Raw genomic sequence first — 22316 nt, forward strand, 5'->3', positions numbered from 1 at the left:
GGTGCGCGCGGCCCGTTGCCGCGCGCACCGCGAGGGGCGAGACCATGATCGGAATTCGTAACGTTTCGCAGATCTTCCGCACCCGGGCCGGTGACGTGGAGGCCCTGCGCGATGTGTCGCTGGAGGTCGCCGACGGCGAGTTCGTGGCGATCGTCGGGCGGTCCGGCTGCGGCAAGTCCACCCTGCTGCGGCTGGTGGCGGGCCTCCAGTCGGCCACCTCCGGCGAGATAACCGTCGCCGGCACCCCGATCAACGGGCCCCGGCGGGACGTCGGCTTCATGTTCCAGCGCCCGGCGCTGCTGCCATGGCGGTCGGTCGTCGACAACGTGCTGCTGCCGACCCAGGTGTTCAAACTGGACCGGCGGGACGCCCGGACCCGCGCGCACGAACTGCTCGACCTGGTCGGGCTGAACGGCTTCGAGAAGCGTCTGCCGCACGAGCTCTCCGGCGGCATGCAGCAGCGGGTCTCGCTGTGCCGGGCCCTCATCCAACAGCCCCGGGTGCTGCTGATGGACGAGCCGTTCTCCGCGCTCGACGCGCTCACCCGCGCCGACCTCACGGTGGAACTCCAGCGCCTCCAGATGAAGCACGCCTCGACCGTGCTGTTCGTGACGCACTCGGTCGACGAGGCCGTGCTGCTCGCCGACCGGGTCGTCGTGCTCAGCCCGCGACCGGGCCGGCTGCGGCAGATCGTGGACATCGACATCGCCCGTCCCCGTTCGCTGGGACACGACGGCCACTCGGCCGAACTCGGCGAACTGCGCGCCCGCCTGCACGACCTGCTCATGACCCCCGAGGAGGTGGCACGGTGACGGTCACCGAGTCCCGCCGTACCCGCCCCGACAAGCCGCGCGCCGACGCCCGCTGGCTCCAGCACCTTCCGCCCGTACTCGGCGTCGTGGCCGCCGTCGCCCTGTGGTGGGCGATCACGGTCGTCTTCGAGGTGGAGAGCTTCATCCTGCCGTCCCCGGTGCAGGTGGGACAGGCCATGGTCGAGCAGGCCGGCTACCTGTGGGACAACACCCTGGTCACCCTCGGCGAGACGCTGCTGGGCTTCCTGCTGGCCATCGCGGTCGGGGTGCCGCTGGCGCTGATCGTCACCGCCTCGCGGATGCTGGAGCGGACCGTCTACCCGCTGCTGCTGATGCTCAACGCCGTACCGAAGGTGGCCGTCGCGCCGCTTCTGGTGGTGTGGATGGGCTTCGGTCAGTTCCCCAAGGTCTTCCTGGTCTTCCTGGTCTGCTTCTTCCCGATCGTCATCTCCACCGCCGCCGGGCTCAGCTCCACCCCGGCCGACCTGGTGGAGCTGGGCCGGTCGCTGAAGGCCAACTGGTGGCAGACGTTCCGCATGATCCGGATGCCGGCCGCCATCCCGCAGCTCTTCGTCGGGCTCAAGCTCGCCATCACCCTCGCCGTCATCGGCGCGGTGATCGCCGAGTTCGTCGGTGCCACCGAGGGGCTGGGCTACGCGATCGTCGCCTCCGGCGCGAGCGCCGACACCGCGTTGGCCTTCGCCGCGATGATTCTGCTCGGGGTGATGAGTGTCGTGCTGTTCTACCTGCTCGCCGCAGTCGAGCGGTTCTTCGTGCCGTGGGCGGACCGGCCATGAGCGCGCCGGACTTCCAGCCGGCGGTCCCGGTCCGGTGGCTCACCGACGCGGTCGCCTCGGTCTTCGGCGCACTGGGCTTCTCCGAGCAGGCGGCCGGTCTGGTCGCCGGGTCCCTGGTGGATGCCGACATGCGCGGGATCGGCTCGCACGGGGTGATGCTGCTGCCGATGTACGTCGACCGGATCAGGGCCGGCTCGGTCAGCCGGGCCGAGCGGGCCGAGGTGGTTCGGGACAAGGGCGCCATCGCGGTGCTCGACGCCGGCCACGCGTTGGGGCAGCTCACCGGTGACCAGGCGATGCGGCTGGCGGTGGCGAAGGCCCAGGCGTACGGCGTCGGCGTGGTCACCGTCCGCCGGGCGTTCCACTTCGGTGGGGCGTTCCGTTACGTGGACTTCGCCGCGCGCAACGGCTGTGTCGGCATCGCGGCGGCCAACACCCGCCCGCTGATGCCCGCCCCGGGCGGCGCCTCGGCGGTGGTCGGCAACAACCCGCTCGCGGTGGGCGTACCCCGCGCCGGCGGCAAGCCGGTGATCCTCGACGTGGCGCTGTCCGAGGCCGCGCTCGGCAAGATCCGGCTGGCCGCCGGTGAGGGCCGCGAGATCCCCGCGAGCTGGGCGACCGACGCGCAGGGGCGGCCCACCACCGACCCTGCCGCCGCGCTCAAGGGGCTCCTGCTGCCGTCCGGCGCCCACAAGGGATACGGCCTCGCCCTCATGGTCGACGTGCTCACCGGGGTGCTGTCCGGCGGGGCGTACGGCCGGGGGGTCCAGGGCCTCTACGCCGACGTGTCGGTGCCCAACGACTGCGCGCACTTCTTCCTCGCCCTGGACGCCGAGGCGTTCGCCGAAGACGCGGAGGAGATCGCCCGCCGGGTGGACGACCTGGCCGGCCAGGTGCTCGGCTCCGCGCTGGCACCCGGCGTGGAACAGGTCCACCTGCCCGGCGACATCGAAGCCGGCCGGTACGACCGGGCGCTGCGCGAGGGTGTGGCGCTCCAGCCGTCGGTCTTCGCCGGGCTGGTGGAGGTCGCCGCCGGGCTGGGCGTGCCGCTCACCGCGCCGGGCAGCGCCGGCTGAGCCGGTCCGGTCCGAGGAAGGAGAAGGAAGTCATGCAGGCCAGCTTCGATGCCACCGGCGAGGTGCTCGTGGTCACCGGCGGCGCCAACGGGATCGGCGCCGCCCTCGCCCACGCGTACGCCGACGCGGGCGGCACGGCCGTGGTGTTCGACGTGGCACCCGGCCGGCCGCACCCCGGCGGGCGGGTGCACGAGCACCGGGTGGACGTGTCCGACCGGGACGCGGTGCACGCCGCGGTGGCCCGGGTGCTCGCCGAGCACGGCCGGATCGACGCCCTGGTGGCCGGCGCGGCGGTGCAGCCCCGGTGCGACGTGGTCGACATGGACCCCGAGCAGTGGCGCCGCACGATGGCGGTGAACCTCGACGGGGTCCTCTGGTGCGCGCAGGCGGTCCTGCCGGACATGATCGCCCGCCGCTCGGGCGCGATCCTGGTCTTCGCCTCGGGCCTGGCCACCGCCGGCCGGGCGCAGGCGTCGGCCTACGCGGCGAGCAAGGGGGCGTTGATCGCCTTCGCCAAGTCGCTCGCCGCCGAGGTCGCCGAGCACCGGATCCGGGTGAACACCGTCTTCCCCGGCGTGGTGGACACCCCGCAGTTCCAGCAGGCCAACCCGACCGGCGGCGAACGGGAACACTGGGCACGGGCCACCGGCATCGGCACCCCGGCCGACGTGGTCGGGCCGCTGATGTTCCTGCTCTCGCCTGCCGCGACCATGACCGGATCCACCCTTACCCGTGACCGGGCCTACCCGATGAGCGAGGCGACATGAGCGACACGACCGAGCAGTTGCCGGTGGGAATCGTCGGTGCCGGGCCGGTCGGCCTGGTCACCGCGTTGGGCCTGGCCCACTACGGCGTACCGGTGGTCATCTTCGAGGAGGACGAGCGGCTGTCGCTGGACACCAAGGCCGGCACCGTCCTCACCCGCACCCTGGAGGTGCTGCACCGGTACGGCGCCCTGGACGACGTGCTGGCCGGGTCGCTGCGCATCGACGAGATCGGCGAGCTGGACCGGGCCACCAACACCCAGACGCTCAGCGTCCGGACCGGCGACCTGACCGAGGACACCCGGTTCCCGTTCATCATCAACATCCCGCAGCACGAGCTGGAGCCGATCCTGCGGGAGCGGCTGGACGCCACCGCCCCCGGCGCGCTGCACATGGGGCACCGGATGCTCGACTTCGTCCAGCATCCGGACCGGGTGGACCTGCGGCTGCGTACCGCCGAGGGGGAGCGGACCGTGCCCGTGCGGTACCTGCTGGCCTGCGACGGCGGCCGGTCCGTCGTCCGGGAGCAGATCGGCGCGGTGGTCGAGGGCGAGACGTACCAGGAGCGGTACATGCTGGTCGACCTGAAGGTCGACCTGGACGTGGAGAACCCCCGCGACTACCCGTACCTGGCCTACTTCGGTGACCCGAAGGAGTGGATGATCCTGGTCCGCCAGCCGCACTGCTGGCGCTTCCTCTACCCGCTGCCGGCCGGGCAGGCCGAGCCGAGCCGGGAGGAACTGGTCGACAAGGCGCGCCGGTTCATCGGGGACACCAAGACCCTGGAGATCGTCGGCACCAACGTCTACAACGTCCACCAGCGGGTTGCCGACAGGTGGCAGGACGGGCGGGTCTTCCTGCTCGGCGACGCCGCGCACCTGATCACGCCGATGTGGGCGCTGGGTTTGAACACCGGGGTCCTGGACGCCTCCAACCTGCCCTGGCGGATGGCATGGGTGCTGCGCGGCTGGGCCGAGGAGAGCCTGCTCGACGGTTACCAGGTCGAGCAGGAGCCGGTCGCCACCAAGGGCTCCGCGTCGATGGCCGCGGCGGCGCGGGCCTACATGGCCCGGCGGGCGGACGACCCGGGGGTGATGACCGCCGGCAACTGGGGCAACGCGTTCACCCGGGCGATGCTCGGGGTACGCCTCGACGTGGACGGCACGGGCGACTGGTCGATGGTCGCCGCCGGGGACGAGCCGCTGCCGGTGCTGGCCGGGGCGCGCAGCCCCGACCTGCCGCTGTTCGGCCAGTCCGGCACGGTACACCTGCACGACCTCGCGGCCGATGCCTTCGTGGCGCTGTACTTCACCGACCCCCGCCGGGGGCCGGCGTTGCCGCCGCAGGACTCGCCCGCGCTGCGGCACCACGTGGTGAGCCGGTGGGACGCGCCGCACGACTCCGGGCTGCGGGACCGGGCGCTGTTCGACCCGGGCGACCGGGTGCGACGCCGGTTCGGGGTCGCCGACGACACCCTGGTGCTGGTCCGCCCGGACGGGCACGTCGCGGCGATCGTCCCGTTCGACCCGGCCACGGGCTCCGACACGGCCGCCCAGCTCTACTCCCGGATCACGGGATGCCCACCGCCCCGTGACCCGGCCTGACCACACCCTCGTCTGCGAAAGGGATGACAATGAGTAACTACGGTCACGCGACCGCCCCGGACGGAAGCCAGGTCGAGCTGGGCGCCGTCGGCCAGCGGGTGGTCTTCGAGAACGACCAGGTGCGGGTCTGGGAGATCAGCCTGGAGCCCGGTGAGCAGCAGCCCTGGCACCACCACCTCAACCCGTACCTGGTGATCGCGCTGGCGGCTGCCGACAACCGGATCGACGCGCTGGCCGGCGGCGACCCGCGGCTGGTGCACGAGGCCGTCGGCGGGGTGGTCTACCGCGCGCCGGGGGAGGTCCACATGCTCACCAACCACGGCACGACCCGCTACCACAGCCGGCTCGTCGAGCTGAAGTGCCTCGGGGAGAACCTCGTGGCCGGTCAGGGCGACCAGTGAGCGACCTGCCGCCGCTCGTGCCGGCCCCGCCGGTGCCGGCCGGCGTCGACCCGCAGGAGTGGGCCAACAACCTCTCCGAGCCGTCGAACTACGGCGGTGAGGCGGCCGAACGGTCACGGGAGGAACTGGTGCCCGCCCCGGGCGGCGTGGTGCTTGCCCGGTTCCGCGAGATCCTGCTCCAGACCGACGAGCTGGACTGGGCGGACAAGACGCTCGCCGGCCTCTCGCACAAGGCGCTGTGGCGTGACGAGGAGACCGAGGCGTCCATCTCGCTGGTCCGGTTCCGCAAGGGATCCGGCATCCCGCTGCGCCACTCGCACGCGTCCAACCAGTTCATGTTCTGCCTCGGTGGCCGCTACACCTACGTGCCCACCGGGCTGACCCTCACCTCGGGCTCCTTCTACTGGAACCCGAAGGGCAGCCTGCACGGGCCGACGCTCGCCGAAGAGGAGAGCGTCCTGCTGGAGATCTACGACGGGCCGCACTACCCGACCCAGCCGCAGTGGTACACCGATCCGGCGGACGCCCACTAGCCCCACCCTCGGAAAGAGAGGATGACCATGCCCAAGCAGCAGATCGTTTCCCCCGAGCTGGCCGTCCCGAACGGTCACTTCGCCCAGGCCACCCAGATCAGGGCACGGGGCCGGATGGTGTTCGTGTCCGGCATGACCGCCCGCAACCGCGAGGGCGGGGTCACCGGCGTCGGTGACATCACCGCCCAGACGCACCAGGTCTGCCAGAACCTGCGCGCCGCGATGACGGCCGCCGGCGGGTCGCTGGAGGACATCGTGCGGGTGGACGTCTACGTCCGCAACATGGAGGACTTCAACGCCATCCACGAGGTGCGCCGGCAGTACTTCACCGGTGAGCCGCCGGCCTCGACGATGGTGGAGGTCTCCAAGTTCGTGAACAAGGACTACCTCATCGAGATCAACGCGATCGGCGTGATCGACGACGGGCAGGACGCCTGATGAGGCTCGCCAGCGTGCTCGCCGAGGGCGGCCGGCGGATCGGGGTGGTGCACGGCGACACCGTCGCCGTGCTCCCCGCCGAGCTGGGCGGGCTCGACGAGGCGATCCGGGGCGGCGCGGACGCGTTGGACGCGGTTCGCGCCGCCGCGCGGCAGGTCGCGGCGGTGCCGCTGGCCGAGGTCCGGCTCGACGCGCCACTGCGCCGGTTCAACCGGGACATCCTCTGCACGGGCTGGAACTACTGGGACCACTTCGAGGAGTCGCGCGGCAAGCGGGAGGGGCAGGACCCCGCGGAACCCCCCAAGCACCCGACCTTCTTCACCAAGGGCCCGGACACGGTCGTCGGCCCGTACGACGACATCGCCTACGACCCGCGGATCTCCGCCAAGTGGGACTACGAGGCGGAGGTGGCGCTGGTCATCGGCGCGGACTGCCGTTCGGTGAGCGAGGCGGACGCGATGTCGTACGTGGCGGCGTTCTGCGTCGCCAACGACGTGTCGCAGCGCGACCTGCAACGCGCGCACGGCGGTCAATGGCTCAAGGGCAAGAGCATCGACGCCACCATGCCGCTCGGGCCGTGGCTGACCACCGCCGACGAGATTCCGGACCCGGCGGACCTGCGCATCCGGTGCGAGGTGAACGGCGTGGTGCTCCAGGACGCGTCGACAGCGCAGATGGCTTTCCCATTCGCCCGGATCATCGCCGAACTGAGCTGGGGGATGACCCTGCGGGCCGGCGACGTGGTGCTCACCGGAACGCCGAGCGGCATCGGGAACGCCCGCGATCCGCAGGTGTTCCTGAACGACGGCGACCTGGTGGTGACCCGGGTGGAAGGTCTCGGTGAGCTGCGAAACCGAGTGCGACTCACGAAGCTGCACTGATCCCTGGCGGGTGCGGGACGGGGCAACGTGGCACCGCCCCGCACCATTCCACGGCGGCGAAATTGGTACCATTTCCAAAGCGCGCCGGTGCGTTTGTGGGATAAACCGAACACCCATGAACCAGGATCATGTCCCGCATGTTCCCGACGATGACGGGACGCGGACGGCATCTACCAGCGGCTTTACCCGGAGGCACACCGTGGCAGCAACGCATCGTAGAACCGTCCTGGGTGACGCCGGCGATGACGGTCGGGTCGGTGCCGGTGGAGCCGACGGGCAGCACCGCACACTCGCCGACTCGGCGACCGCGGTCCTGCACGAGGCGATCCTCACCGGTCGGCTGCCGGCCGGCACCCCGCTGCGGCTCAACGAGATGGCCGACCTGCTCGGCATGAGCATGAGCCCGGTCCGGGAGTCGATCCGGCGGTTGGCCGCGATCGGCCTGGTCGAGGTGGTCCAGCACAAGGGCGCCTGGGTCATGCCGCTGACCGTCGAGGACGCAACCGACACCCACGAGGCCCGGATCGCCATGGAGACGGCGCTGGTCGAGCGCGCGGCGACCCGGTTCACCGCCGCGGACGCCCGGCGCGCCGAGGCGGCACTCGACGAGCACGTCGCCGCGTCCGAGCGCGGCGACGCCACGGCTGCCCGCCGGGCGCACACCGAGTTCCACTTCACCATCTACCGGGCTGCCGGTTCGCGCTGGCTGCTGCGCGGCCTGGAGCCGGTCTGGGAGAACAGCGAGCGGTACCGGTTCGCCACGGTGACCCCGACCGGGCAGAACGAGGAGCGGGTCCGGGAGCACCGGGCCATCCTCGACGCGTGTGTGGCGGGGGACGTGACGGCGGCGGTGGCCGCCGTGCAGGTCCACATCCAGCACGCGGCCGACCGGGTGATCGGCAAGATGAACATTGACGCCGCGGCGGTGCCCGCGGCCCGGGAGCCGGTGCGCGCGCGTACCGGCAGATGACCACCGGCTTTACCACCGCGCCGCCGCACCCGCGCCGGCCGGCCTGACGCGGCCCGCCACCCGGCGGGGCGGCGCTCGCCCGACTGGCGGCCCGTCGCTCGGATGGGCGGCTCCGCCAGTCACTGACCCGCACCGTCGGCGCGTCCCGTCGTGACCGCCGGTCGGGCCCAACCGTTAAGGAAGCCCAGTGTCCGGCATCGACATGCACGCCCACCTCGCCCCCGACCTGCGCCCCGCCGACCTTCCCGGGGTCGCGGTCGACGGTGACGGCGCGGCCCTTCTCGGCGGCAGGCGGGTCGGCCCGACCGACCTGTACCACCCGGACCGGCTCGAAGACCACCTGGACCGGGCCGGGCTGGACGAGGCGATCGTCAGCGTGCCCCCGCCCTTCTACCGCCAGGGGTTGTCGGGGCCGGAGGCGGCGGCATGGGTCCGCGCGGTCAACGACGGCCTGCTCGCCGTGGTCGCCGACCGGCCCCGGCTCACCCCGCTGGCGTACCTGCCGTTCGAACACCCCGAGGTGGCGCTCGCCGAGTACGACCGGATCGCCGCCGACGACCGCTGGGCCGGGGTGGTCGGTGCCGCCGGGGGAGACGCCGGACCGTTGGACGGCCCGGCGCTGCGCCCGCTGTGGCAGCGTCTCGACGCGGACCGGCGCACCCTGCAACTGCACCCCGCGCACTCGGCGGATCCCCGCCTGGAGCCCTACTACCTGGCCAACCTGCTGGGAAACCCGGTCGAGACGACGGTGGCGGTGGCCCAGCTCGTCTTCGGCGGGGTGCTCGGCGGGCACCCGGGGATCCGGTTCGTGCTGGTGCACTGCGGCGGTTGCGTGCCGGCGGTGGTCGGGCGCTGGGAGCGCGGGCACACCACCACCCGGCCGGGCGTACCGGTGCTGTCGCCCACCCCGGCCGAGGCGGTGCGCGCCCTCTACGTCGACAACCTGGCCCACGACCCGGCGGTGGTCGACCTGGCGGTGTCGGTCTTCGGCGCGGACCGGCTGGTGCTCGGCAGCGACTGGCCGTTCCCGATGGGCACCGCCGACCCGGCCGCCACGGTGACCCACCGGGGCGGGGACTACGCCCGGCAGGTGGCCACCGACAACGCGGCGCGGGCCCTGGGACGGGCACCTGCTGGTTCGTGACCGCGGCACCCCGCGTTGGGGTGCTGGCGATCACGCTGTCGCGCCGAAGGGTGTGATCGGATACGCCGACAAGTGAAGACGGCGCGCGCTGGCGCTGCCGTGGAGGAGGCGTACCGGTGGATGAGACGAAGCTGCTGGTCGGCCGCGGCCTGACCAAGCGGTACGGCGAGGTGACCGCGTTGGCGGACGTGTCGTTCGAGCTGCGAGCCGGGGAGGTCCTCGGGCTGGTCGGGCCGAACGCAGCCGGCAAGACGACGCTGGTGGACCTGATCTCCGGTACGCAGGCGGCCACCGCCGGTGAGCTGTTGCTGCGTGGGCGGCGGCTCACCGGACCGGCCTCCCGCCGGGCCCGGGTCGGGCTCGGCCGCACCTTCCAGCACCCGCAGTTGGCGCTGCGCCTGAGCGTCCGGGACAACCTGCTGCTCGGTCGGCACGCGCAACGAGACAGCAGGCCGTGGCGGATGTTCACCGGCGCGGTACGGCCGCACCGGGCGGCCGACCGCGAGGGCGTCCGCCAGTTGGCGCACGAACTGGGCATTGAGGGCCTCGACCGCGAGGCGGGAGACCTGACCCTGGGCGAGCAACGACTCGTCGAGGTCTGTCGGGCACTGGGTCAGGACCCGGTGGTGCTGCTGCTCGACGAGCCCTTCGCCGGCTCCGACGCGCAGGGCGTGGCCGCTATCGCCAAGGTGATCCGGAAAGTCCAGCGGCGGGGCCACGGGGTGATCCTGGTCGACCACAACATGGACATGGTCACCCGACTGGTCGACCGGGTGCTGCTGCTCGACCGGGGCCGGATCGCCTTCGACGGCGATCCCCGGGAATGCCTGGCGAGCCCGCAGATGCGGCAGGTCTACTTCGGCTCGACCGACGCCGAGGCCGACGCCGGTGGTGACGCCGACGGTGCGGCTGGTTACGCCGAAGAGGGTGACCATGCCGACGCCGAGGACCAGGGGCGGCCGGTGCCGTGACCGATGACGCGTCGGCCGGAGCCGACGCCATGGCGCTGCGCCAACTGGCCGCTGCTCGGCGACGGCCGGCCCTGCGCGGCCTGCTCGCCACCTCCGTGGTGGCGGGTAGTTGACCGCGCTGGGCCGGCCTTGGCAGCCTCCGGCGACGGATCAGAACGTGGGAGACAGGTGGAGGAGCCGGTTGGGCGAACCGGTGCCCGGGTTGCCCACCGCTACGTTGGCGACGCCGAACAGGTAGCTCGCCACCTGGGCCGGTGTCCACGTCGGGTAGTTGCTCAGCACCCGGGCCGCCGCCCCGGCCACGTGCGGTGCCGCGTGTGAGGTGCCGGTCATCATCTGTACCGCCGAGGGCGAGCCGATCCAGGCGGACCTGATGCCCACGCCGGCGGCGAAGATGTCCACGCAGGGGCCGTAGTTGGAGAAGCTGGCCCGGCTGTCGTTGGACTGCGTCGCGGCCACGGTCAGCACGGTCGGCACCGACGCGGGTGAGAAGTTGCAGGCGTTGGCGTTCGAGTTGCCAGCGGGGACCGTCACGGTGATGCCGTCGGCGACGGCGCTGGCCACCGCGTTGTTGAGCGCGGTGCTGGGGGTGGACTGGACCCCGATGTTCGCGACGGCGGGCTGCCCTGCCAGGTGGTCGCCGATCATCCAGTTGATGCCGCTGATCAGGATCGCCAGGGTGCTGGGCAGGACGCAGTCGAACACCTTGACCGCGACCAGCACAACGTCCTTGGCCACCCCGTGCGTCGTCCCGCCGACGGTGCCGGCGGCATGGGTGCCGTGCCCGGTGCAGTCGTCCGCCGGCAACACGCCGTCGACCGCGTCAACGCCGTAGATCGCCTGACCGCCGAAATCCTGGTGCCCGATGTAGATCCCGGAGTCGACGATGTACGCCCTGACTCCGGTGCCCTGGCTGACGTAACTGTAGGCGCCGTTGAGCCCAAGCGGTGCGTCGATCCGGTCCAGGTTCCACGGCGCGTTCAGTTGCGTGGTGGCCAACATGGTCAACCGGTCCTGCTCCACCTGGGCCACCGCCGGGTCGGCGGCCAGCCGGCGGGCGACCGCCTCCGACGCCCGCATGGAGAAGCCGTCCAGGGCGTCGCCCCAGACCTGGTCCGGGCTCACGCCGTACCGGCCGGCCAGGCCGCTGACCGCGCTGGACACCGTGGATCGGCTGCCGACCGCGCTCTCCTTGAGCGTCACGATGTAGCTGCCGGGAACCGCCGTCGCACTGCCGGCGCCCAGGATCTCGCCGATCGCACCTGACGTCGGCTCCGCAGCGGGTGCCGAAGACGCCGGACCGGCGAGCATGGTGGCGGCCAGGGCGGTGGTGGCGAGGACGGCCATGGCGGCCAGCCCGGGTCGACGGGTGTGGGTGAAGATCGTCCTGTGGCGGAGTCTCATCTCTGCGCCATCCCTCTGCTCCGGCCATTCCATCGTGCTCGTGACGCCGATGGAATGGTCTGATCGGTTTTCGGGATCGTACTGCGAGGTTGGCTTGATGGCGATTGGCGGAAATGCGTCCATCGATTGATGGAAGTCTTTTTGACGTGGGTTGATAATTATTGTTTCCGTGTGTATCAAGATCTGGCGACGGCAGCCGGCCAGGCCGTGGCGGCCTGGCCGGGAGCGTGTCGACGGTACGGGGCCGCAGACCGATCCGCTGTGGGGGCAGGAGCGCTTCCCGGAGCAGATCGGCCTGCGGCCGATCGGTTCAGCTGACGGTCACGGGGACGATCTTCGGCGGCTGTTGCAGCTGCCCGTAGTTGTCGGTCCCCCGGACCGAGACGGTGTAGGCACCCGCCGGGATCACCGGTGACGTGTACGCGAAGTTCGACCCCGGGGATCCCGGGCTGGTGAGGAAGACCGAGATCCAGGGGAAGTTGCCCGGGACGGACGGCGTGCTGAACACACCGGAGGCGTTCATCCCCTGGCCGGCGCCGTTGACGATCTGGACGTCCACCCGGAGCATCCCGACATCGTCCACGGCACGTCCGGAGACCACGATCCGCGAGTCCGGGTAGACCTCGCCGTCCTGCGGGGTGAGGCTCGGCTCCAGCCGTGGGTCGAGATCGCCCGGATACACGAGGTACCGAGCGGTGGCGCCGGAGGTCGAACCGTCCTGCTGGCCCGCCGTGTCGACGGCCCACGCCTCGACGCTGTACTCACCCTTGGTCGGCAGGTCGATCGACAGGGCGAACGTGGTGCTCGTCGCGCCGGGTGAGGCGAGGGTGGCGTTCACCGTGGCGAAGCTCGCCGCCATGGTGCCGTTCGGCTGTACGTACCGGCCGGTGTCCAGGTCGCGCAGCGCCACCCGCATGCTCTGCACGCCGTTGTTGTCGGTCGCGCTGCCGGCCAGGTTGAGGTGCAACTGGTCGACGTTCTGGTCGACGCCGGTGAAGTTCAACAGGCCGTTCGGGAAGGCGTCACCGGGCACCTGGGCGGTGACGGTGAGCCGGCCCAGATTGGCGGTCGTCGTGCTCAGGCCCAGGTTGTCGGTGGCCCGTACCCGGAAGTCGTACACGCCGGGCGTGAGCGGCACGGTGGTGTACGACCAGTTGTACGACGGGGCATTCAGGTTGATCGGTGAGACCCGGTGGTACGCCGCGATCGAGTCGGCGCCCCACGTGCCGTCGGCCGCCAGCGCCTCGCGCGTGGTGTTGTTGCGCAAATAGACCTCGACCGACTTCAGGGTGCCGTCGTCGCCGGCGGTCCCCGAGAACGTGATCGAGCCGCCCGGCGCGACGGTGATCGGCGCGGCGGCGGTGGGCGGCGTCATCGGCGTGGGGGTGCTGACGGCCACCGACGGCGCGACGCCGGTCGCCGAGATGATCCAGTCCCGGGTGTCGCCGCGCAGGTCACCCTGACCGGCGTTGTCGATGGCGGTGGCCGTCATCTTCCACTCGCCCTCGGTGGGGAGGGCCACCTCGAACTGCCAGGTGGTCGACAACGCGCCGATGACGTCCGGCTCGCCCCGGAAGGTGTTGTAGACCGGTGCGGCCGTCCCGTCGTCCTGGAGGTACTGGTTGTCCGACCTGCGGAACGAGTACGTCATCGCGCTGACGCCCTTGTCGTCGCTGGCGGTGCCGGTCGCGACGAAGCTCTGAGCGGCGACCAGGCCGGCGGGCGGTGAGGTGATCTTCGTGGTCGGCGGCAGGTCGTCGAAGCTGAAGGTTTCGATCTTCTTGACGGCCTTCGAGGCATCGGCCTGGCCGTTGTTGCCGAACGTCTTCGCCTGGACCTGATATTCGCCGACGGGCAGCGACACGGTGAGGGACCACGAGGTCGAGGCGGAGTTCACCGCTGCGACCGTCGCGTTGATGCTGTTGGCGGCGCCCCACGTCGTGAGGTCGTCCTGCAGGTACTTCTTGGAACCCCGGTTCTGGATCTCGATCCCGACCTTGGTGACGCCGGCCGGAGAGGTCGCCTGCCCGCCGAGCGCGAACGGCGCGTTGGCCTGCTTGACCGCCCCCTCGATGGGCGTGACGACCGTCGTGTCGACCGGCGAGGGCGCCGGTGCCCGGGTGAGGTCGAAGAACCCGACCCGCCCCACCGACAGGCCGCCCTTGGTGTTGCCGTCGCCACCGACGAAGAGGCCGCGCGGGGTGGCCAGCATCGCCTTCTCCCCCTCGTACGAGCTGGAACCCGGGTTCCACTCGATCGCCGTGCCCGTGGCCGGGTCGAGTGCGCCGAGGTGGTCACGGCGGACCACCTGGTCGCCGAGACCGTAGCCGCTCAGGCCCTGACCCGTGCCGTACCCGACGTTGTCCAGGCCGGGCCACGGGACGTTGGAGGTCGGCGATTCCTGCCAACTGAAGTGGCCGCCGACGTACACGGCCGTCTCGGTGATGGCGACCGAGTAGATGCTGTCGAAGTGACGCGACACCCAGATCGGCTCGACGTGGTCGGCGCCGGTCACCGGGAACGCGATCGCCGTGTCGTTGATCGGCGGGCGATCGCCTCCCGAACCGCTGGTGACGACGAAGTAGGAGTCGTCCGGCGCGACGTCACCGGCGAAGACCCGCTGGATGCCGCCGACGAAGGAGAGGTTGTCCTCCCACAGGCGGGTGCGCCACGGCAGGAGGGCCTTGGTGGCGGTGTCGACGAGACCGACGCCGTAGCGGTCCTGACCGGCGATCTGGCGACCGGTGTGCACGACCAGCAGCCTGCTGCCGTTGTGCGTCAGCTTGAGCTGCTGCACGGTGAGCATGCCGCCGACGCCGATGCCGCCGGTCAGGGGCAGGTTGAACCCGCTGTCCACCGCCCCCGTCGTCGGGTTGAGCGCGACCAGCCCGCCGCGGTTCACGCTGTTCACCTTCGTGAACTGGCCGCCCACGTACACCGCGGTGTTGCTCACGGCCAGAGCGGTCGCGCGCCCGTTCCCCTGCGCGGTGAACGCCGCGATCGGAGCGCCGGTGACCGGGTCGAGCCGTACGATCTTGCGCTTCGTCAGGCCACCGACCGTGTTGAACGAGCCGGCGACGTAGAGCGACGAGCCGTCCGGCGAGGCCTCGACGGCCTCGACGGATCCGTCGAACGTCGGCCGGAAGCCGGTGTCAACCAGGCCCGTGTCGATGTTGTAAGAAGCCAGCGACGGCTGCGCCACCGGCGTCCCGCCGACGTTGGCGATCGCGGTGAAGGAGCCGGCGATGAAGACCCGGTTGCCGATCACCTCGATGTCGGTGATCTCGCCGTCGGTGATCCTCGGTACGTCATTGCGCGGCGTGCTGGGAACCAGCCCGGTGTGTCCCGGCACCGACAGTGACGAGGCCGTGCGGACGGCCGTGCGCGTCGCATCGCCGCCGATCGTTCCCGTGGCGACGCGAGCACTGGTGCTCGCGACCTCGTCGGCGGCACTGCCCTGCACAGTGCCCGCAGCCGCCGGTTGGCCTGTCAACAGCACAGCCCCGGCGACCAGACCCGCGATGGCGCGGCTCCGAACGTGCATCGAGACAACCCCCTGTAAAACGCCTGAATCGCGTCGCCGGGTCGATTCCCGGCGACGTCCATTTCCTGGCGTGCCGGAAGTCACCGTAGGAGGTCACCATCCCTTGTGTACGGATGCCCGTCGGAAACCCGACCGGTCGACATCCGTTCCGGTCCTACCGGCCGGGTCCGCCGCCCTTGGATCCAGACCCGCTCCACCAATCGGCTCGGTCGCTGCGCCGAACAAATCGACGAGGCTTCACCGCCCCGGTCTCCGACACGCCCGGACTCGACATGTGGGGTGTGACAACGCCGTAGTCCCTATATATGGTGTCGACCGTAGCTGGTTCGGCCGCTCATCCGGGGCGGTCGAGGCAAGAGGGAACCCGGTGGAAATCCGGGACTGCCCCGCAGCGGTGAGTGGGAACGACCGCCGTCATCAGCACTGGGCCGCCAGCGGCCTGGGAAGCGACGGCCAGTAGAAGACCGGTGAGCCCGGTCACGCCCGCGAGTCCGAAGACCTGCCAGCGCGCCGCGCACCCATACCGGGGTGGGCGGCGGTCCGAGGCCGCGTGGGACGGCCGACGCCACCTGACCCGCGCCCCGCCGGCGTGACGTCCGCCGGTGTCTGTCTCCACGCGTCCGAAGGCCATCAGGTCTCGAGCCCGCGAGGAGTGAGTGGTGGCAGTCACCGAGGTTGTCCCGGTCGAGGGCATGACGGCCGACGAGGCAGCCCTACCGGGCCCGCGGCGGACGCAGATGCGCGTCCGCAAGCGCGACGGCGGCACCGAACCGGTCGATGTCAACAGGATCGTCCGAGCGGTCGAGCGGTGGACGGTCGGCCTCGCCGACGTCGACCCGTTGCGGGTGGCGACACGGACGATCAGCGGCCTGTACGACGGCGCGACGACCGCCGAGCTGGACCGGCTGTCCATCCAGACCGCTGCCGAGATGATCGGTGAGGAGCCGCAGTACTCGCGGCTGGCCGCCCGCCTGCTGGCCGGCTACATCGACAAGGAGGTCCGCAGGCAGGGCATCGGGTCGTTCAGCGAGGCGATCCGACGGGGACACGTCGAGGGCCTCATCGGCGGCGGCACCGCCGCGTTCGTCGCCGCCAACGCCACGCAGCTCGATGACGCCGTCGACCCCCACGGTGACCTGCGGTTCGAGTACTTCGGGTTGCGCACGGTCCATGACCGGTACCTGCTGCGCCATCCGACGAGCCGGCTGGTGGTGGAGACCCCGCAGTACTGGTTGCTGCGGGTGGCCTGCGGCCTGTCCCACGCCCCGGACGAGGTGATCGAGTTCTACCGGTTGATGTCGAGCCTGGCGTACCTGCCGAGTTCGCCGACGTTGTTCAACTCCGGCACCCGGCACACCCAGATGTCCTCCTGCTACCTGGTCGACTCCCCGCGCGACGAACTGGACTCGATCTATCAGCGGTACGCGCAGGTGGCGAACCTGTCGAAGTTCGCCGGCGGCATCGGCATCGCGTTCTCCCGGGTCCGGTCGCGGGGCGCGTTGATCCGGGGCACCAACGGGCAGTCCAACGGGATCGTGCCGTGGCTGCGGACGCTGGACGCCTCGGTGGCGGCGGTCAACCAGGGCGGCCGGCGCAAGGGCGCGGCCTGCGTCTACCTGGAGCCGTGGCACCCGGACATCGAGGAGTTCCTGCAACTGCGGGACAACACCGGTGAGGACGCCCGGCGCACCCACAACCTGAACCTGGCCAACTGGGTCCCGGACGAGTTCATGCGCCGGGTGGAGGCCGACGGGATGTGGTCGCTGTTCGACCCGGACGTGGTGCCGGAGCTGCCGGACCTGTGGGGGGACGAGTTCGACGCGGCGTACCGGGCGGCCGAGGCGCAGGGCCGGTACGTGCGGCAGGTGCCGGCGCGGGAGCTGTACGGGCGGATGATGCGGACCCTCGCACAGACCGGCAACGGGTGGATGACGTTCAAGGACGCCGCGAACCGGTTGTGCAACCAGACCGCCGAGCCGGGCAACGTGGTGCACCTGTCCAACCTGTGCACCGAGATCGTCGAGGTGTCCAGCGACGCCGAGACCGCCGTGTGCAACCTCGGCTCGGTCAACCTCGCCGCCCACCTCGCCGACGGCGGCATCGACTGGGAACGGCTGCGCGCCACCGTCCGCACCGCCGTGACGTTCCTCGACCGGGTCATCGACATCAACTTCTACCCGACCCCGCAGGCCGCGGCGAGCAACCCCCGCTGGCGGCCGGTCGGCCTCGGCCTGATGGGCCTGCAGGACGTGTTCTTCGCCCTGCGGCTGCCGTTCGACTCCCCGGCAGCCCGGGAGCTGTCCACCCGGATCAGCGAGGAGCTGTACCTGACCGCCCTGGAGACCTCCGCCGACCTGGCGGAACGCTTCGGCGCCCACCCGGCCTTCGCCGAGACCCGGGCGGCACGCGGCCAGCTCCAGCCGGACCTGTGGGGCGTCACGGGCAGTCAGGCGCAGCGCTGGACGGCGCTGCGGGAGCGCGTCGCCGCGCACGGCCTGCGCAACTCGCTGCTGGTGGCGATCGCCCCGACCGCCACCATCGCCTCCATCGCCGGCTGCTACGAGTGCATCGAGCCGCAGGTGTCCAACCTGTTCAAGCGCGAGACCCTGTCCGGGGAGTTCCTCCAGGTAAACACCGCCCTCGTACGCGAACTGAAGGCCCGCGGCCTGTGGACCGACCAGGTCCGCTCGGCGATCAAGCGCGCCGAGGGATCGGTGCAGGGCATCACGGAACTGCCGGCGGAGGTCCGGCAGCTGTTCCGTACGGCCTGGGAGTTGCCGCAGCGGGCGCTGATCGACCTGGCCGCCGCCCGCGCCCCGTTCATCGACCAGTCACAGTCGCTGAACCTGTTCCTCGCCGCTCCGACGATCGGCAAGCTCTCCTCGATGTACCTGTACGCCTGGAAGGCCGGGCTGAAGAGCACCTACTACCTGCGGTCCCGCCCCGCCACCCGGATCCAGCAGGCCACGGTCGCACCCGTCGGCCCGGTCAGCCCCGTCGGCCCCGTCAATGCCGTCAGCCCGGTCAATGCCGTCGGCGCCGTCGGTGTCGTCGCGCCGGCGGTGACCGTCGACGAGGCGCTCGCCTGCTCCCTGGAGAACCCCGAGTCGTGCGAGGCCTGCCAGTGACCGCCCCGACCGACGCCACAGCCACCGACCCGAGGACCACACACATGCTGCTCGACCCGGGGATGGACCTCACCCTCCGTCCGATGCGCTACCCGCACTTCTTCGACCGGTTCCGCGACGCCATCCGCAACACCTGGACCGTGGAGGAGGTCGACCTGCACGCCGACCTCGCCGACCTCGACCGGCTCTCCCCGGCGGAGCGGCACCTGGTGAGCCGCCTCGTCGCGTTCTTCGCCACCGGCGACACCATCGTCGCCAACAACCTGGTGCTGAACCTCTACCAGCACGTGAACTCGCCGGAGGGCCGGCTCTACCTGTCGCGGCAGCTGTTCGAGGAGGCCGTGCACGTCCAGTTCTACCTGAACCTGCTCGACACGTACGTGCCCGACGAGGCCGAGCGGTTCGCCGCGTTCGACGCCATCGAGAACATTCCCTCGATCCGGCGTAAGGCCGACTTCTGCTTCCGCTGGATCGACTCCCTCCAGGACCTGCGGGAACTGCGCTCGAAGCAGGACCGGCGGGTGTTCCTGCTCAACCTGATCTGTTTCGCCGCCTGCATCGAGGGGTTGTTCTTCTACGGCGCCTTCGCCTACGTCTACTTCCTGCGCTCCCGGGGGCTGCTGCACGGCCTGGCATCCGGCACGAACTGGGTGTTCCGCGACGAGTCCATGCACATGGCCTTCGCCTTCGACGTGGTCGACACCGTCCGCAGCGAGGAACCGGACCTGTTCGACGACGACCTCGCAGACCAGGTACGCCTGATGCTCACCGAGGCCGTCGAGTGCGAGGTCCAGTTCGCCGAGGACCTGCTCGGCCAGGGCGTGTCCGGGATGTCCCTGGCCGACATGCGCCAGTACCTCCAGCACGTCGCCGATCGGCGGCTCGCGCAGCTCGGCATGCCCGTCCACTACGGGTCGACCAACCCGTTCGCCTTCATGGAGTTGCAGGACGTGCAGGAGCTGTCCAACTTCTTCGAACGGCGGGTGTCGGCGTACCAGGTCGGGGTGACCGGCACCGTCGGCTTCGACGACGACTTCTGAGCCGACCGCGACCGGCGAGTCCCCAGCAGATGTGAAGATCGCGCAGCACCGGCCGTGACATTGCCTCCAGGAAAAACCGGCGCATGTACCGGTGCAGCGCGATCTCCTGCGGGTCGTGGCGCATCGCGGTCACCACCATCAGTCACAAGGAGGGAGTCGGGGGTGCGCGTTCGGCCGTACGCGCCTGTGCAAATCAGGGCCGGGCCGTACGCCGACACCAGCCCACCCGGCCGCACTGGACCCAGCGCGCCGGGCGACCCGACCTGCCATCAGTGTCTGGTGGCCCCGCAGAGACCTCGGTAGTTTCAGCTGTCGAACACCTCCGCTGTCATCGATTGGGGATGCCGGCCACGTGTCGCACACCGAGAAGATCACCGGTGAACTCCGCGCGCTGACGAGCGGCGTCGAACGCGCACAGGGGCTGGCGGCCGCCGCCGACAGGCAGGCGCAGGAGGTGGCGCTGCGGGCCGCAGGCGCTGGCTTCGTCGCCGTAGCGGCGGGCGTGGCGCGGGTGCGGAACGCGATCACGGGCATCCAGGGCGGCCTGGGTGGGCTCGCCGGTTCGATCGGTGAGGCGACGAAGGCCACCATGGCCGTGCCCCACAAAGCCACCCCGCAGGAGACAATCGCCGGGCTGACGCCTGTGCAGAGCGCCGTGCGCGGCACCCGTGATGTGGCGGCCGGGGGGCGTCGGGAAACTGACGGGGCTGGCGGTCATCTACCGGCCAGCCCCGCCCCTACGACTACCGTCGGCGGCCCACCCTCGACGGCCCCGGCCCTGGACGGTGCCGCTTCCACGGCCACTGACCGAGAAACCCCGTGGAACAGGCGTCCCACCGGCAGGGCCCCGGCAAAGTTGTGAGGGTCTCCGGCTTGGCAGGCCCCATGGGATGCGCGCTGCTGACACCATCGGCCCCTGCCGGGTCGGTCTTTGCCGGGTCGGCGTGCCCTGCGTTGGTTCCTTTGGAGCTGCCCCGTTTGTGCTGTCGGTGGAGTGGGAGCGTGGACGGGGCAGCTCCATAGGGACTGAAGGGCAGGTCCCCGACCGGGTGGGGGGCATTGTTCGGGCCGCCGCCCGGCTGCCCGGTGTACGGGGCGGCGTAGCGGCGACCTCCCGGGGCAGGTGCGGGAGAGGAGACATAGCTGAGGGCCGGCGAGACCGGGGCCCTGGCCAGGATCTCAGGTCATCCGCAAGGAGCGGAACGGGATTCCCGAGTTGATGCCTCCGCACACTGCGACTTGACGCAACCCGAGTTCGTGATGGGCGCCCTCATCCGGCCGAATCAGTCGTCAGCGCTCGGCCTGCCATGCAAGCGCCGGCGATCGGACAGGGCTGTCGGTCATTGTCCGAGAGGGCGGTAGCGGAGGTGTACGACGCCGTTTCGGAATCGGCGCTCATCGAGGAGTTCGAGGTCGGCGCGCATGCCGGTCGGCAGCCCTGGCTTGCCTCCGCCGACGACAACGGGCCAGATGAACAGCTGGCACTCGTCGACCAGCCCGGCCTTGAAAGCCTGCGTCGCGAGGTTGGCACCTCCTACGGTGAGATCGCTGCTGGCCGTGGCCTTCAGTTGGCGTACCGCGGCGGGGTCGAATTGGCGTTCGATTCGGGTGTCGACGGTTGACACCGCGGCGAGGGTCGTGGAGTAGACGACTTTGTTCGCCGCCTTCCAGGCGCTGGCGAAGTCTGCCGTGAGCTCGGACTGGGCGGCCAGACCGGTATTGGTTTCCCAGACCGCCATCGATTCGTACAGGCGCCGTCCGTAGAGGAACGTGCCGACGGATCGCAGGAGGTTGGTGGTGAACGCGAATACCTCGTCGTCGGGCGGGAGCCAGGCGAAGACGCCGCGCTCGTCCTCGATGTAGCCGTCAAGCGACAGGTTGGTCACGTAGATCAGCTTGGCCATGCTTCTACCTTTCGATGATCAGCTGCAAGGACACTGGAGATTCGTCAACGTGGCGTCCAGCTTGGTGAACGCCTGGCGCCAACCCTCCTCACTGGGGTGTGTCAGGTGCTCGGGCAGCCACTGGCGGATCTCCAGTCGCGTCCGCCCGTCGGCTTCGTCGTGGAACTCGACCCGCAACCTCGTCTCGAACGGCTCGATGCCCTCCTGCAGCCGGCCACTGACGTGCATGACGCCTTCGAGCAGTTCGCCGTCAGCGATGTCTAGAAGGTCGACATGGATGTGCACGCGAAGGCCGGGGTCGGCTGCGTTGACTTCCGTCCACCGTTGATAGCCGCCGGGGCGCACGTCGAACTCGATCTCGTCGCGCGGCAGTGAGTTGCCGGTCGGGCCCCACCACGCCGCCAGGTGGTCGGGGTCGGTGAAAGCTCGGTAGACGAGCTCCCGCGGCGCGTTGAACACGCGGGAAATGACGAGCTGCGGAGTTTCGGTGTTCATTCGAGCTCCATGGGGTCGTCGGCCATCCGGTCCGTTGCCGGTCCGGCGGCCTGCACCGCGGCGAGGTGGGCATCGAGGCGGGTGAGGGACGAGTCCCAGAACCGCCGGTAGCGCTCGATCCAGTCGGCCGCCTCGCGCAGCGGGGCAGCTTCGAGGTGGCTCGCGCGCCACTTGCCCGACCGCGACCGCGAGATGAGCGCGGCGCGTTCGAGCACTTTCAGGTGCCGTGACACCGCCGGCATCGAGATGGAGAGAGGAGCGGTGAGCTCGGTGACCGTGGCGTCGCGTGCGGCCAGCTCGGCGAGGATCGCCCGTCGAGTCGGGTCGGCGAGCGCCGAGAACACCGCGCTGAGCTGGTCGGTGCCAGTCATCGGAAGCCCTTTCACTTAACCACCCTGTTAAGCGTATTG

20 protein-coding genes and 1 riboswitch are annotated in these 22316 nt (G+C 70.7%); of the genes, 15 read left to right on the plus strand and 5 right to left on the minus strand.

The features are described from left to right. Positions 1-44 precede the first annotated feature (44 nt). The 12 genes from ACQPZO_RS03175 to ACQPZO_RS03230 all read left to right on the plus strand — a co-directional run bounded on the left by ACQPZO_RS03175 (position 45) and on the right by ACQPZO_RS03230 (position 10391). Entirely contained in the window at positions 45-812 is a 768-nt protein-coding gene (locus ACQPZO_RS03175; protein WP_387021421.1) for an ABC transporter ATP-binding protein, read from the plus strand. Beyond that, positions 809-1609: an ABC transporter permease gene (locus ACQPZO_RS03180; RefSeq protein ID WP_433346862.1), complete on the plus strand. Its 801-nt coding sequence runs from the start codon at positions 809-811 to the stop codon at positions 1607-1609. Before ACQPZO_RS03175 ends, ACQPZO_RS03180 begins: the two co-directional genes overlap by 4 nt. After that, positions 1606-2685, plus strand: coding sequence for an Ldh family oxidoreductase (locus ACQPZO_RS03185; protein WP_433346864.1), 1080 nt, complete (start codon positions 1606-1608; stop codon positions 2683-2685). The genes ACQPZO_RS03180 and ACQPZO_RS03185 overlap by 4 nt, the downstream gene beginning before the upstream one ends. Before the next feature lie 32 nt (positions 2686-2717). Then, on the plus strand, positions 2718-3452 hold the full coding sequence (locus tag ACQPZO_RS03190; protein WP_433346866.1) for an SDR family NAD(P)-dependent oxidoreductase: 735 nt from the start codon (positions 2718-2720) through the stop codon (positions 3450-3452). Continuing rightward, complete coding sequence (locus ACQPZO_RS03195; protein ID WP_433346868.1) at positions 3449-5053, plus strand: FAD-dependent monooxygenase; 1605 nt, start codon at positions 3449-3451, stop codon at positions 5051-5053. Before ACQPZO_RS03190 ends, ACQPZO_RS03195 begins: the two co-directional genes overlap by 4 nt. Positions 5054-5082: 29 nt before the next feature. Continuing rightward, positions 5083-5454 carry a hypothetical protein gene (locus ACQPZO_RS03200; RefSeq protein ID WP_161689239.1) on the plus strand — a complete coding sequence of 124 codons (372 nt, stop codon included), beginning with the start codon at positions 5083-5085 and terminating at the stop codon, positions 5452-5454. Continuing rightward, positions 5451-5987, plus strand: coding sequence for a cupin domain-containing protein (locus tag ACQPZO_RS03205; protein WP_433346870.1), 537 nt, complete (start codon positions 5451-5453; stop codon positions 5985-5987). Before ACQPZO_RS03200 ends, ACQPZO_RS03205 begins: the two co-directional genes overlap by 4 nt. Positions 5988-6014: 27 nt before the next feature. Continuing rightward, positions 6015-6425 (plus strand): RidA family protein, encoded by a 411-nt coding sequence (locus tag ACQPZO_RS03210; RefSeq protein WP_433346872.1) that lies wholly within the window; start codon positions 6015-6017, stop codon positions 6423-6425. Further along, entirely contained in the window at positions 6425-7306 is an 882-nt protein-coding gene (locus tag ACQPZO_RS03215; protein ID WP_433346874.1) for a fumarylacetoacetate hydrolase family protein, read from the plus strand. Before ACQPZO_RS03210 ends, ACQPZO_RS03215 begins: the two co-directional genes overlap by 1 nt. 199 nt (positions 7307-7505) lie before the next feature. Continuing rightward, complete coding sequence (locus tag ACQPZO_RS03220; RefSeq protein ID WP_433346876.1) at positions 7506-8276, plus strand: GntR family transcriptional regulator; 771 nt, start codon at positions 7506-7508, stop codon at positions 8274-8276. Positions 8277-8463: 187 nt separating this feature from the next. Beyond that, entirely contained in the window at positions 8464-9420 is a 957-nt protein-coding gene (locus ACQPZO_RS03225) for an amidohydrolase family protein (protein WP_433346878.1), read from the plus strand. A 116-nt stretch (positions 9421-9536) separates the two neighbouring features. Continuing rightward, positions 9537-10391, plus strand: coding sequence for an ABC transporter ATP-binding protein (locus ACQPZO_RS03230; protein ID WP_433346880.1), 855 nt, complete (start codon positions 9537-9539; stop codon positions 10389-10391). Positions 10392-10541: 150 nt separating this feature from the next. Here the strand turns inward: ACQPZO_RS03230 and ACQPZO_RS03235 are convergent, their stop codons facing one another. Further along, positions 10542-11795 (minus strand): S8 family serine peptidase, encoded by a 1254-nt coding sequence (locus tag ACQPZO_RS03235; RefSeq protein ID WP_433346881.1) that lies wholly within the window; start codon positions 11793-11795, stop codon positions 10542-10544. A gap of 310 nt (positions 11796-12105) precedes the next feature. Further along, positions 12106-15339 carry an Ig-like domain-containing protein gene (locus ACQPZO_RS03240; RefSeq protein WP_433346882.1) on the minus strand — a complete coding sequence of 1078 codons (3234 nt, stop codon included), beginning with the start codon at positions 15337-15339 and terminating at the stop codon, positions 12106-12108. 305 nt (positions 15340-15644) lie between these two features. Further along, positions 15645-15860: riboswitch (cobalamin riboswitch) on the plus strand. Between the two features lie 171 nt (positions 15861-16031). Between ACQPZO_RS03240 and ACQPZO_RS03245 the strand changes: the two genes are divergently transcribed. From ACQPZO_RS03245 to ACQPZO_RS03255, 3 genes are all read left to right on the plus strand, one after another. Beyond that, a complete protein-coding gene (locus ACQPZO_RS03245) occupies positions 16032-18467 on the plus strand; it encodes a ribonucleoside-diphosphate reductase subunit alpha (protein ID WP_433350760.1) in 2436 nt (811 codons plus the stop codon). Between the two features lie 44 nt (positions 18468-18511). After that, positions 18512-19507, plus strand: a complete 996-nt coding sequence (locus ACQPZO_RS03250) for a ribonucleotide-diphosphate reductase subunit beta (RefSeq protein WP_433350762.1) — start codon at positions 18512-18514, stop codon at positions 19505-19507. 352 nt (positions 19508-19859) lie between these two features. Continuing rightward, positions 19860-20369 carry a hypothetical protein gene (locus tag ACQPZO_RS03255; protein WP_433346884.1) on the plus strand — a complete coding sequence of 170 codons (510 nt, stop codon included), beginning with the start codon at positions 19860-19862 and terminating at the stop codon, positions 20367-20369. Between the two features lie 478 nt (positions 20370-20847). On the opposite strand, the gene ACQPZO_RS03260 is transcribed toward ACQPZO_RS03255, so the two are convergent. The 3 genes from ACQPZO_RS03260 to ACQPZO_RS03270 are packed head-to-tail and all read right to left on the minus strand — an operon-like array spanning position 20848 to position 22277. Beyond that, positions 20848-21411, minus strand: a complete 564-nt coding sequence (locus tag ACQPZO_RS03260; RefSeq protein ID WP_433346886.1) for a dihydrofolate reductase family protein — start codon at positions 21409-21411, stop codon at positions 20848-20850. Positions 21412-21429: 18 nt separating this feature from the next. Further along, positions 21430-21906 (minus strand): SRPBCC family protein, encoded by a 477-nt coding sequence (locus ACQPZO_RS03265; RefSeq protein WP_433346888.1) that lies wholly within the window; start codon positions 21904-21906, stop codon positions 21430-21432. After that, on the minus strand, positions 21903-22277 hold the full coding sequence (locus ACQPZO_RS03270; RefSeq protein ID WP_433346890.1) for an ArsR/SmtB family transcription factor: 375 nt from the start codon (positions 22275-22277) through the stop codon (positions 21903-21905). The genes ACQPZO_RS03265 and ACQPZO_RS03270 overlap by 4 nt, the downstream gene beginning before the upstream one ends. Positions 22278-22316 lie beyond the last annotated feature (39 nt).

The sequence above is a fragment of the Micromonospora sp. CA-111912 genome (genome assembly GCF_050948415.1).
Lineage (GTDB): Bacteria > Actinomycetota > Actinomycetes > Mycobacteriales > Micromonosporaceae > Micromonospora.

What these genes read in the sequence shown, in the direction of transcription:
- ACQPZO_RS03265 (WP_433346888.1), bottom strand. Translation starts at nt 21,906, where the DNA reads ATGAACACCGAAACTCCGCAGCTCGTCATTTCCCGCGTGTTCAACGCG.
- ACQPZO_RS03270 (WP_433346890.1), bottom strand. Translation starts at nt 22,277, where the DNA reads ATGACTGGCACCGACCAGCTCAGCGCGGTGTTCTCGGCGCTCGCCGAC.
- ACQPZO_RS03240 (WP_433346882.1), bottom strand. Translation starts at nt 15,339, where the DNA reads ATGCACGTTCGGAGCCGCGCCATCGCGGGTCTGGTCGCCGGGGCTGTG.
- ACQPZO_RS03245 (WP_433350760.1), top strand. Translation starts at nt 16,032, where the DNA reads ATGACGGCCGACGAGGCAGCCCTACCGGGCCCGCGGCGGACGCAGATG.
- ACQPZO_RS03210 (WP_433346872.1), top strand. Translation starts at nt 6,015, where the DNA reads ATGCCCAAGCAGCAGATCGTTTCCCCCGAGCTGGCCGTCCCGAACGGT.
- ACQPZO_RS03215 (WP_433346874.1), top strand. Translation starts at nt 6,425, where the DNA reads ATGAGGCTCGCCAGCGTGCTCGCCGAGGGCGGCCGGCGGATCGGGGTG.
- ACQPZO_RS03185 (WP_433346864.1), top strand. Translation starts at nt 1,606, where the DNA reads ATGAGCGCGCCGGACTTCCAGCCGGCGGTCCCGGTCCGGTGGCTCACC.
- ACQPZO_RS03200 (WP_161689239.1), top strand. Translation starts at nt 5,083, where the DNA reads ATGAGTAACTACGGTCACGCGACCGCCCCGGACGGAAGCCAGGTCGAG.
- ACQPZO_RS03235 (WP_433346881.1), bottom strand. Translation starts at nt 11,795, where the DNA reads ATGAGACTCCGCCACAGGACGATCTTCACCCACACCCGTCGACCCGGG.
- ACQPZO_RS03250 (WP_433350762.1), top strand. Translation starts at nt 18,512, where the DNA reads ATGCTGCTCGACCCGGGGATGGACCTCACCCTCCGTCCGATGCGCTAC.
- ACQPZO_RS03260 (WP_433346886.1), bottom strand. Translation starts at nt 21,411, where the DNA reads ATGGCCAAGCTGATCTACGTGACCAACCTGTCGCTTGACGGCTACATC.
- ACQPZO_RS03175 (WP_387021421.1), top strand. Translation starts at nt 45, where the DNA reads ATGATCGGAATTCGTAACGTTTCGCAGATCTTCCGCACCCGGGCCGGT.
- ACQPZO_RS03190 (WP_433346866.1), top strand. Translation starts at nt 2,718, where the DNA reads ATGCAGGCCAGCTTCGATGCCACCGGCGAGGTGCTCGTGGTCACCGGC.
- ACQPZO_RS03195 (WP_433346868.1), top strand. Translation starts at nt 3,449, where the DNA reads ATGAGCGACACGACCGAGCAGTTGCCGGTGGGAATCGTCGGTGCCGGG.